Origin of the sequence: Pseudomonas sp. UME65, assembly GCF_014170225.1 — a bacterium.
GTDB lineage: Bacteria > Pseudomonadota > Gammaproteobacteria > Pseudomonadales > Pseudomonadaceae > Aquipseudomonas > Aquipseudomonas protegens.
On the sequence record NZ_LZZQ01000005.1, the window covers coordinates 262967 to 274278 of the forward strand.

The 11312-nt window shown below is 66.2% G+C and carries 8 protein-coding genes and 1 pseudogene; 6 read left to right on the forward strand and 3 right to left on the reverse strand.

The features are described from left to right. Positions 1-9: 9 nt before the first annotated feature. The 5 genes and pseudogenes from A9971_RS04770 to A9971_RS04790 all read left to right on the forward strand — a co-directional run bounded on the left by A9971_RS04770 (position 10) and on the right by A9971_RS04790 (position 7281). On the forward strand, positions 10-1272 hold the full coding sequence (locus A9971_RS04770; RefSeq protein WP_183001490.1) for a Zn-dependent hydrolase: 1263 nt from the start codon (positions 10-12) through the stop codon (positions 1270-1272). Positions 1273-1286: 14 nt separating this feature from the next. Then, positions 1287-2687 (forward strand): annotated as a pseudogene (locus tag A9971_RS04775) (amidase); the annotation flags it as partial. Between the two features lie 287 nt (positions 2688-2974). Then, complete coding sequence (locus A9971_RS04780; RefSeq protein WP_183000942.1) at positions 2975-4369, forward strand: amidase; 1395 nt, start codon at positions 2975-2977, stop codon at positions 4367-4369. Between the two features lie 87 nt (positions 4370-4456). Next, positions 4457-5806, forward strand: coding sequence for a citrate-proton symporter (locus tag A9971_RS04785; protein WP_011061958.1), 1350 nt, complete (start codon positions 4457-4459; stop codon positions 5804-5806). A 116-nt stretch (positions 5807-5922) separates the two neighbouring features. Beyond that, entirely contained in the window at positions 5923-7281 is a 1359-nt protein-coding gene (locus A9971_RS04790; RefSeq protein WP_183000943.1) for an OprD family outer membrane porin, read from the forward strand. A 95-nt stretch (positions 7282-7376) separates the two neighbouring features. Here the strand turns inward: A9971_RS04790 and A9971_RS04795 are convergent, their stop codons facing one another. Next, a complete protein-coding gene (locus A9971_RS04795) occupies positions 7377-8279 on the reverse strand; it encodes a LysR family transcriptional regulator (RefSeq protein ID WP_015636103.1) in 903 nt (300 codons plus the stop codon). Positions 8280-8478: 199 nt separating this feature from the next. On the opposite strand from A9971_RS04795, the gene A9971_RS04800 reads away from it, so the two are divergent. After that, complete coding sequence (locus A9971_RS04800; RefSeq protein ID WP_015636104.1) at positions 8479-8952, forward strand: hypothetical protein; 474 nt, start codon at positions 8479-8481, stop codon at positions 8950-8952. 12 nt (positions 8953-8964) lie between these two features. Here A9971_RS04800 and A9971_RS04805 read toward each other — a convergent pair whose 3' ends face one another. Beyond that, positions 8965-10110 (reverse strand): EAL domain-containing protein, encoded by a 1146-nt coding sequence (locus A9971_RS04805; RefSeq protein ID WP_183000944.1) that lies wholly within the window; start codon positions 10108-10110, stop codon positions 8965-8967. Between the two features lie 281 nt (positions 10111-10391). Then, positions 10392-11303 (reverse strand): LysR family transcriptional regulator, encoded by a 912-nt coding sequence (locus tag A9971_RS04810; RefSeq protein WP_011061963.1) that lies wholly within the window; start codon positions 11301-11303, stop codon positions 10392-10394. Positions 11304-11312: the final 9 nt, after the last annotated feature.

Genomic DNA, 11312 nt, shown 5'->3' on the forward strand with positions numbered 1-11312 from the left:
AGAAATGCCATGAACAGTCGACTGGACCCACTGCAGTCCTTGCACAGCAATGCCACGCTGATCAACCGCGAGCGCCTCTGGCAGTCCTTGATGGACCTGGCCCGACTGGGCGCCACCGCCAAGGGCGGCGTGTGCCGCCTGGCCCTCACCGACCTCGACCGGCAGGCCCGGGACCTGTTCGTGCGCTGGTGCGAAGAAGCCGGCTGCAGCGTCAGCGTGGACGGCATCGGCAATATCTTCGCCCGCCGCGCCGGGCGTGACCCGAACCGAGCCCCGGTGATGACCGGCAGCCATATCGACACCCAGCCCACCGGCGGCAAGTTCGACGGCTGCTACGGGGTGATGGCCGGGCTGGAGGTGATCCGCACCCTGAACGACCTGGGCCTGGAAACCCAGGCGCCGATCGAAGTGGTGGTCTGGACCAACGAGGAAGGCTCGCGCTTCCCGCCGTGCATGATGGGTTCGGGAGTGTTCGCCGGCAAGTTCGACCTCGCCGAGACCCTGGCCAAGCAGGATGAACAGGGCCTGTCGGTGGGCGCCGAGCTGCAGCGCATCGGCTATGCCGGTCCGCGTGCGGTACTCGGCCACCCGGTGGGCGCCTATTTCGAAGCGCATATCGAGCAAGGGCCGGTGCTGGAAGACCGCCAGACCACCATTGGCGTGGTCATGGGCTGCCTGGGCCAGAAGTGGTTCGACCTGACCCTGAGCGGGGTCGAAGCCCACGCCGGGCCGACGCCGATGCACCTGCGCAAGGACGCCCTGGTAGGCGCAGCGCAAGTGGTCAGCGCGGTCAATCGCATCGCCCATGCCCATCAGCCCCATGCCTGCGGCACCGTGGGCTGCCTGAGCCTGCACCCGGGCTCGCGCAACGTGATCCCCGGGCAGGTGCAGATGACCCTCGACCTGCGCCACCTGCACGCCGACCGCTTGCAAGCCATGGTCGATGAAGTGCGCCAGGTGATCGAAGACAGCTGCCGCCAGCACGGCCTGACGTTCGAGCTGACCGCCACCGCCGATTTCCCGCCGCTGGACTTCGACCCCGCCTGCGTGGCCGCCGTGCGCCAGGGCGCCGAGCACCTGGGGCTGAGCCACATGGACATCGTCAGCGGCGCCGGGCACGACGCGATCTTCATCGCCGAGCTGGGCCCGGCAGGGATGATCTTCGTGCCCTGCGAGGGCGGCATCAGCCACAACGAAATTGAAAACGCCGCGCCCCAGGACCTGGCCGACGGCTGCGCGGTCCTGCTGCGGGCCATGGTCAATGCCGCTTAAGGAGCTCAATCGCTATGAAGCAAGCCACTGACATCGCCGCCTTGAGCGGCGTCGAACTGCTGCGCCATTACCGTGACAAGCGCCTGTCACCGGTGGAGGTCACCGAAGACGCCCTGGCGCGTATCGAGCGCTTCAATCCGCTGGTCAACGCCTATTGCCATATCGACCACCAAGGGGCCCTGGACGCGGCACGGGCCTCCGAACAGCGCTGGCTCAAGGGCCAGCCCTGCGGCGCCCTGGACGGCTTGCCGGCGTCGATCAAGGACCTGACCCTGACCCGTGGCATGCCCACCCGCAAGGGCTCGAAAACTACCTTGGCCGCCGGCCCCTGGGAAGTCGACGCGCCCTTCTCCGGCTTCATGCGCGCGGCCGGCGCGGTGCTGCTGGGCAAGACCACCACCCCGGAATTCGGCTGGAAAGGCGTGACCGACAACCCGTTGTACGGCATCACCCGCAACCCCTGGGACACCCGCCTGACGGCCGGTGGCTCTTCCGGCGGCGCAGCGGCAGCGGCCTCGCTGAACCTCGGCGTGTTGCACCAGGGCAGCGATGCCGGCGGATCGATCCGCATTCCCTGCGCCTTCACCGGCACCTTCGGCATCAAGCCGACCTTCGGCTACGTGCCGCAGTGGCCGGCCAGCGCGATGAACATCCTCTCGCACCTGGGGCCGATGACCCGCAGCGTCGATGACGCCGTGCTGATGCTGCAGACCGTGGCCCGTCCGGATGCCCGTGACGGCCTGCTCGGCGCACCGCGCAGCACGCCCTGGTTACCGGAAAATGCCAGCCTCAAGGGCCTGCGCATCGCCTACAGCCCGGACTTCGGCTACGTCAAGGTCGACCCGCCAGTGGCGCGAGTGGTGGCCCGGGCGGTGGAGCGCCTGGCGCAACTGGGGGCACAGATCGAGCAGGTCGATCCCGGTTTCAGTGATCCCCTGGAGATGTTCAATACCCTGTGGTTCTCCGGAGCGGCGCGCCTGACCGCAGCCCTCAGCCCCGCCCAGCGCGCCTTGCTGGACCCGGGCCTGCTGCGCATCGCCGAACAGGGCGAAGGCATCAGCCTCAGCGACTACAGCGCCGCCCTGGAGGCGCGCGCCGCCCTGGTGGCCCACATGGCCGCCTTCCATGAGCGCTACGACCTGCTGCTCTCGCCCATGCTGCCCCTGACTGCGTTCGCCGCCGGACACAACGTCCCACCGGGCTCGGGCCTGGGGGAATGGATGGAATGGACGCCCTTCAGCTACCCCTTCAACCTGACCCAGCAGCCGGCGGCTTCACTGCCCTGCGGCTTTGCCGACGACGGCCTGCCCGTGGGCCTGCACGTAGTGGGCGCACGCTTTGCCGACGAGCAAGTGCTGCGCTTGTGCCGGGCCTATGAGCGGCGTCGTCCAGCCCCCACCCCCAAGCCCCCGTCCTGCGACACTGGTACCGGCATCGTGCAGAATCCCGCAGGAGCCGGCTTGCCGGCGAAGAGGCCCGCGAGCCTTGGGCAAACCTTGAGGCCGCCTTCGCGGGCAAGCCCGCTCCTACAGAACGTCGCGATTGGGTGGGGCCGTATTCAATCGGGCCAAGGGATACGCCGCTGCAGTGCTCACAAAAACGCAACACCAGGCTGCGTCCTTTGTGATGGTTGGGCTAGGGTGGAAGCGATACAGTCGGGCCATCAGCAACCCGACTGACGCCCGACACAAGGATGCGTTCGATGACTGATTTGCACGATCTCTCCACCACCCAGCTGCTGGCGCAATTCGCCAGCCGCACCCTCTCGCCACTGGACTATTACGAGCATCTGCTGGCCCATGTCGGGCGCTGGGAGCCGCATATCCGTGCGCTCTACGCCTTCGATCCGGAGCAGGTGCGCCTGCAGGCCCGGGCCGCCACCGAGCGCTGGAACAAGGGCGCCCCCAACGGCCCGCTGGACGGGATTCCAGTGACGATCAAGGAACTGATCGCCACCCAAGGCACGCCAATCCCGCTGGGCAGCGCGGCCACCACGCTGAAGCCGGCGTTGCAGGATGCTCCACCCGCCGCGCGGATGCGTGAAGCCGGGACGATCATCCTGGCCAAGACCACGGTGCCGGATTTCGGCATGTTGTCTTCGGGGCTGTCGAGCTTCCACGGCATTACCCGCAACCCCTGGAACACCGCCTGCAATACCGGCGGCTCCAGTTCCGGTGCCGCGGCCGCAGCAGCCGCCGGTTACGGGCCGCTGCATATCGGCACCGACATCGGCGGCTCGGTGCGCCTGCCGGCCGCCTGGTGCGGGCTGGTGGGGTTCAAGCCGACCCTGGGGCGGATTCCCATCGACCCCTACTACACCGGACGCTGCGCCGGGCCCATGACCCGCAGCGTCGAGGATACGGTGCTGCTGATGCGCCACCTGGCCAGACCCGATGCCCGGGACGCCACCAGCCTGCCGCCCTTGACCGGCGACTGGAGCGATGAGCCGGTGTCGGTCAACGGTTTGAAGATCGGCCTGATGCTGGAACCCGGCGCGGGGCTGCAGCCGGAAGGTTTTGTCTGCGCAGCGGTGGAACAGGCCGCGCGGTTGTTCGAGAGCCACGGCGCCCAGGTCCGTACCCTGGCGCCGATCATGGACCGCGCGCAGCTGGACGGCCTCGACCGCTTCTGGCGCGCCCGGCAATGGGCGGAACTCTCGGCCCTGGGCGCCGAGCAGTTTGCCAAGGTGCTGCCCTATATCCGCGACTGGGCGGCGCCGGGGGCCGACCTGTCCGGGGTCGAGGCGGTGCTGGGCTTCAACCAGACCTTCGAGATGCGTCGGCGTGCCGCCCAGGTATTCAGCGAGTTCGACCTGGTGTTGTCGCCCACCAACCAGGTCAACCATTTTCCCGCCCAGTGGCCGTCACCGAGCAACGACCCGCAGCAGCCGTTCGAGCACATCGTCTTCACCCTGCCCTGGAACATGGGCGAACAACCGGCGCTGTCGATCAACTGCGGTTTCGCCGCCGATGGCATGCCCATCGGCCTGCAGATGATCGCCCCGCGCTTTGCCGATCAATGGCTGCTGCAAGTGGCCAAGACCTATGAGAGCTGGCGTGGAGCGATCCACAACTGGCCGAACCCGCCGTCCCACTGATACACCGAAACTGCCACCTTCACCCCAGCCCCGGGCCTTGCCGCCCGGGGCCTGGGCAACCTATGAATAAAAATTCGAGGGGCCAGTATGCACAGCCAAGCGTCCAATCCATCCGCCACACCCGAGCCCGAAACGCCCAACGCGGCGGGAGGCAAGCGCAGCGTATTCGCGGTGATCCTCGGCAATGCCGTGGAGTTCTTCGATTTCGGGGTCTACGCCACCTTTGCGGTGATGATCGGCCACACCTTCTTTCCCTCCGACAGCGCCTTTGTCAGCCTGATGCTCTCGGTCACCGCCTTCGGTGTGGGTTTTATCGTGCGGCCCCTGGGGGCGGTGCTGATCGGCGCCTACGCCGACCGCGTCGGGCGCAAGCCGGCGATGCTCCTGACCCTGGTGATGATGGCCGTGGGCACCGGCAGCATCGCCATCCTGCCCAGCTATGAAAGCATCGGCATCGCCGCACCGATCCTGCTGGTGCTCACTCGGCTGATCCAGGGCCTGGCCTGGGGTGGCGAGGCCGGCCCCGCCACCACCTACATCCTCGAAGCCGCGCCAGCCCACAAGCGCGGCACCTACGCCTGCTGGCAGGTGGTGGCCCAGGGCGTGGCCGCCATGGCCGCAGGCACCGTGGGCTACACCCTGACCCAGGTGCTGTCCCCCGAGGACCTCAACAGCTGGGGTTGGCGCGTGCCCTTCGTGTTCGGCCTCTTGGTGCTGCCAATCGGCATCTACATCCGCCGCAACCTGGCGGAAACCTTCCACGGCCAGGGTGAGACAGCCAGCACCGGCAGCCTGGTGCGCCAGGTGTTCGGCGAGCATCGCCGGGCGCTGGTGCTGGGGCTGCTGATTCTCTCCGGCAGCACCATCACCCAGTACTTCATCAACTACATGACCACCTTCGCCCTCACCGAACTGAAACTGCCCACCAGCATCTCCATGCTCTCGACCCTGGTGGCCGGCGCAGCCATGGCGGTGTGCGCGATTGCCGGCGGCATGCTCTGCGACCGCTTCGGCCGCCGCACCATCCTCATGGCGCCGCGGGTGGTGCTGTTGCTGGTGCTGTTCCCGGCGTTGCAATTGATGACCGAGCACCCCAGCCCGACGACCTTCCTGCTGACCCTGGCGGTGCTCTCCGGGCTGCACGGCATGAGTGGCGCGGCGCTGATCGTGCTGCTGGTGGAGAGCTTTCCCAAGGCGGTGCGCTCCACCGGTTTCTCCATCGTCTACGCCTTTGGCGTGGCGGCTTTCGGCGGTACGGCGCAGATCATCATCACCTGGCTGATCGGCACCACCGGCAACCCGATGTCACCGGTGGGCTACCTGCTGGTGGCCAACCTGGTGTGCCTGACCGCCGCTTGGTTCGCCAAGGAAACCCGCCCGCAAGCACCCGGGCGCAGCAACCCCGGCCAACGGCTCGCAGAAGCCCGCGCCCGCTGAGCATTCGCCTCACTGCCCAAAACCCTTTTCCGGCATCGCGTCTTCCTCTACCCTGCCGGCCGCGCATGACCGCGGTCGGGCGGAGGTTCGACGCCTTTGATTTGTGGGGAAGCGACATGAAACAGCTCGTACTTTGCGTCCTGGCCATGAGCGCCAGCAGCACCCTCCTGGCCCAGGACAACCCGCGCCCGAGCCAACAGGATCAGGCGCCGGGGTTTATCCAGGGCAGCCACCTGGACCTCAACCTGCGTCACTACTATTCCAACCAGCACACCCAGCGCGACACCTACCTGTCGATCAAGAAGGCCGACGGCATCGAGCGCACCCGGGTGCGGGAAACCTGGGTACAGACCGGCATGCTCAAGTACAGCTCCGGCTACACCCAGGGGCTGGTGGGTTTTGGCGTCGACGCCGGGCTGTTCAGCGCGGTCAATCTTGAGCGTGGTCATGGCCGGGTGGCCAACGGCGGCGACCGAGTGCTAGTGGACAGTGACGGCGACGCCCTGCCCACCTGGAGCCGCCTGGGCATCGGCGATGTGCGCTTGCGCCTGTCCAACACCGAGCTCAAGGCCGGGCGCCTGATGACCGACAACCCGGTGCTGCGCTACAAGGACAACCGCGCCCTGCCCTCCAGCTTCCAGGGCGTGGGCCTGTACAGCCATGAAACCGACTGGTTGTCGCTGCAGGCCGGCAGCTTCGACCGGGCCATCCCGCGCACCGGCACCGGCAGCGAACGCCTGACCACCACCTTCGGCAACCGCGCCTACAGCGGCGAGCGCATCAGCTACCTGGGGGCGACGGTAAAACCCGGCCTGGGCCTGGAAGGCAGCCTTTATGCCTCACGCTTCGAGAACATGTGGGACCAGTACTACCTGGGCCTGACCCACCGCGCCGGGGACAAAAGCCGGCTGGCGCTGAAGACCGCGTTCAACTACTACCACACCCGGGACCAGGGCCAGCAGCGCCTGGGCTACATCGATAACGACGCCTTCAGTCTGGCGCTGACCGGCAGCCATCAGGCCCACAGCCTGACCCTGGCCTGGCAGCAGGTGTTCGGCGACGAGTACTTCGACTATGTGTGGGAGTCCACCGGCAACTACATGGCCAACTCCCTGTACTCGGACTACAACGGCCCCAATGAAAAGTCCTGGCAGTTGCGCTACGACCTGGATCTTGCCGCCTACGGCGTGCCCGGGCTGAGCGCCAGCCTGTGGCACGCCAAGGGCTGGGGCATCGATGGCACCCAGTACGACGGTGACCGCAATGGCCGCAACCGCGGCTACAACGTACGCGGCCTGGACGGCGCCAAGCACAACGAGAATGGCCTGATGCTGGCCTATGTGGTGCAGTCCGGACGGCTCAAGGATGCGGTGCTGCGCACCATCGTCTACAACCACCGCGCCAGCGGCGGGCAGATCGACGGCAGCTATGACGAGTTCCGCCTGGTGGGGAATTTCCCGTTCAACCTGTTCTGACCACCGCCCCTCCTCCGTAGGAGCCGGCTTGCCGGCGAAGAGGTCCGTAAGCCGTGCAGCGCTCTTGGAAACGCTTTCGCGGGCAAGCCCCGCTCCTACGCCAGGCTATGGCGTTGCATCGCCCGGACAAGCATTTCCTGGCACCTGAGGGTCGCCACTGACAAGGGCCGGTTGCGCACCACGCACAGGTCCACCCGGATCCGCTCCAGGTATTGGTCGTCGATCGGCACGGCCACCAGCCCATCCCCCAGGTCCCGGGCCTCGGCATCCACCTGGGGCAGGATCAGCACTGCCGCACGTTGGCGGGCCAGGCTTTTCTGCACCTCCAGGGAGCTGGTGGTGAATACCGGAAGGATGTTCACTCCGCGCTTTTTCGCCGCGCCCTCCAGGGCCTGGCGCACGCCGTAGGCCGAGTCGGGAATCGCCAGGGGCTGGCCCTCCAGATCCTGCAGGCGAATGCTCGGGCACTGGGCAAACGGGTGCTCGGCGCTGACCAGTACCCGGTGCCACAGTTGGCAGTGGGCGGTCACCTCCACTTCGGCCCGTTCCGGCAGGTAGAACGCCAGGCCCAGGTCGGCCTCGCCGCTGCACAGGGCATCCAGAGTGGCGCCGGCACTGGCGATGACGATGTTGAAGGTGACTTTCGGATGGGCCCGGTTGAACGCCGCCAGCACCGGCGCCAGCACGCTGGAAACGATACTTTCCGACACATGGATGCTGACGTTACCCGCTACCTGGCTCTGCCGGCTGGCGATCACATCGCGCACCTGGTCGAAGCCGCGCAAGGTGGAGGTGACCTGCTCGGCCAGGCATTCACCCTCCACGGTCAGGCGAATGCCCCGGGGCCCGCGCTCGATCAGCGCGGTGCCGAAGAAGTGCTCCAGTTGCTCGATCTGCCGGCTGACTGCGGTGGGGGTCACGTACAGGCGCTCCGCCGCCTGACGCAGGGAGGCGCACCGGGCCACCTCGTGGAAGTAACGCAACGCTCGTAATTGCATGGCCGCGGGCCCCATCGTTGAACTGAGCCATGAGGCAGGCAATTACTGCGCCAGCCGCAGCGCCCCGGAACCATTCAACACGCGGTTTTCACACAAAAGATTGATCTGAACGATGCCCCTGCCTACCCTGCCAGGGCGCCGATGCCTCATTCGGCAAGAACCCTCCCCGCCCCCTTGCCGTCTGCTTCCAAGGATTTCCATGAGCACTCTGCCCCGCACCGCACCACTTGCCGCAACCCTCACCGCCCTGGCGCTGCTTGGCGCCTGCTCCAGCGTGACCCGGGAGATCAACCCGGAGCCCACCATCACTTCCGCCGGCATCCTGGCCTTTCGCGATATCTGCCTGAAGTCCGCGCCGTCCTTCGCCGGCGCCGAGACCGCCGCGCGCAACCATGGCATCAGTGACCTGACCGATGCCGGCTTCGCCAAGATGGGCATGAACGAGGACCAAAGCCTGGGCGTGCAGATACAGGCCAACAAGGAATGCGCGATCACCACCCCGACCCAGAACGACAGCTCGCTGACCCAGCAATTTCTCAGCGTGGCCGGCAAGTTCTCCAGCACCCCGGTGGCCCAGAGCGTACCGAGCAAGATCACCCTCAACGGGCAGACCTTCATCCTCATGCACGACCGTCGTGGCGGTGAAGCCTATGTGATGCTCAAGACGCAGTGACCGCGCTGCATCCTAGCTCTGGCTGAGCTGTCGCTGCGGCGGCCGGCTCAACGTCAGGACCCGGATCAGGGCGGCCGCATTCATCGGTTTGTAAAACAGAAAGCCCTGGGCCGCATCGACACCCAGGCGCTGCAGGTGCGCACGTTGCTTTTCGGTCTCGATGCCTTCGGCCACCAGCTCCAGGTTCAGCGCACCGGCCATCCCCACGATGGCCTCGATGATCCGGGTTTCCTTGGCCCCCGTAGCGTTGGCGACAAATCCGGAGTCCAGCTTGAGCTGCCCAAAGGGAATGTCCGCCAGGCGCATGATCGAGGAATGCCCGGTGCCAAAATCATCCAGGGACAGACGCACGCCACTGTGCACCAGCACACTGATGTTCTCGATGCACTGCATGCTCAGGACCAGAGCCTGGCGCTCGGTGATCTCCAGGGTCACCTGGCGCGTGGGCACCTGCGCCTCGTCGATCTGTTGCAACACCCGCAAGGCGAATTGCGGATCGCTCAGCTGGCTGGCCTCAATGTTGTAGGAGAACATCAGGGCATCGCCGCTGACGTGGCCCTGCAACTGCCGCTGCAGCGCCAGGCCCTGCTGCAACAGGCAATCGAACAACTGGCGATGGCCCTGCGGGCTGTCGAACAGGTCGAGAAAGAACTGCGGCCCCAGCACCCCCTTGTGAGGATGCTGCCAACGGGCCAGGACTTCGGTGCCGGTGATGCGCCGGGTCTTCATGCAGACCTGGGGCTGGAAAAAAGGCACGATCTGCCGCTGTTCCAGGGCCTGGGAAACATCCAGTTCGGCCACCCAGTCGTTGTTGGCGCAATCAGCTCCCGCCGCCCCTGGAGCATCGTCACGTGCATGGCCTTTCACCGTACGCTTGATGGCCAGCGCCTTGAGCAGCAAGGCGCTGATCTGCAGCGTGTCCAGCTCGCTGTAACTGCCGACGCAGTACTTGCCGGAACGCACCCGAAAGTTCGCCAGCCCCCAACGGATCGGCGCTTGCAGCGCTTCGCATTCCATCATCGAGAAAAAGCCGTAGTGCTCGCAGAGCCTGCGCAGGTAGGGGATGGCGTTCAGGGGTTGCAGCGAGTCGCAGATCACCAGGTCCAGTTCATCCAGGGCGGGCGGGAACTGAGCGCCGTCGCAGTCATCGCTGATCACTTGTACCCGAGCAAAACCGCAAGACGCGAGAATTCTTGAAAAATGTCGAACCCGAAAAGCGTTCGAACACAACAACAGTACGCTCAGCGTCGACATCACCGCGGCTCCGGATAAAAAACCATGCTAGCCAAATTGAACTCAACTGAGTTCAAGACACTTCGCCAATGGAAGTAGGAAATTTCTGAGACTTGGCACTTTCTCAAGAAATTCCGGAGCCAGAGCTGGTCGACCGAGGCCGGCCCCTCCTGGGCAGCGCCCCGTTTACCCGGAGTGCATGGCGACTATGGAGCACTGGCAATGGCCGCAATCTCCCTGCGCAACCATTGCAGGCCCGGCGCCTGTTGCTGCTGGCGATGCCAGATCAGGCTGACCTGCACCGGCGCCGCCAGCAGCGGCAGGCTGGCGATGCGGATCGGCAGCAAGGCGCAGAAATGCTCCGCCAGGTAGCGTGGCACGGTGCCCAGCAGGTCGGACTGGGCAACGATCAGCGGAATGCTCAGGTAGTTGGGCACGAACACCTGCACCTGGCGCTGGACCTTGGCCGAGCCGAGAACGATTTCCAGGGGCGAGCCGCGCCCACCCCGATCGGGAATCGCCACGTGCAGGCAAGCCTGGTAGGCCTCCAGGCTCAGTTCCGGGGCAAAGGCCGGATGGTCGCGACGGCCGATCACCACCAGTTGCTCCTCAAGCAGCGGCTGGTAGCACAGGTCCGGGCTGTCGAAATACAGGTAGTCCACCGCCAGGTCGAGCATCCCGGCACCGAGCCAGGCGGCGATGGCGTCGGCGCTGTCGCTGCGCACCGCCAGCCGGACCCCGGGCGCTACCTGCTGCAGGCGTCGGGACAGAGCCGGCAGCAGGCGCGCCTGGGCGTAATCGTTCATCGACAAGGTGAACAGTTGCTGGGCCGCCGCCGGCTCGAACGCCGCAGCAGGATCGAGGCCCTGCTGCAACAGGTGCAGGGCCTGGCGCACGGCCACATGCAGGCTCAGGGCCCGGGAGGTGGGTTGCATGCCGCGGGCGGTGCGAATGAACAGCGGCTCGTCCAGGTGCCGGCGCAGGCGCGCCAGGGCATTGCTCACCGCCGGTTGGCTGAGGTTCAGGCGTACCGCGGCCCGGGACAGGTTCTGCTCCTGCATCAAGGCGTCGAACACCCGCAACAGGTTGAGGTCCAGGCGCTGCACATTGAGCTTCATGAATAATGC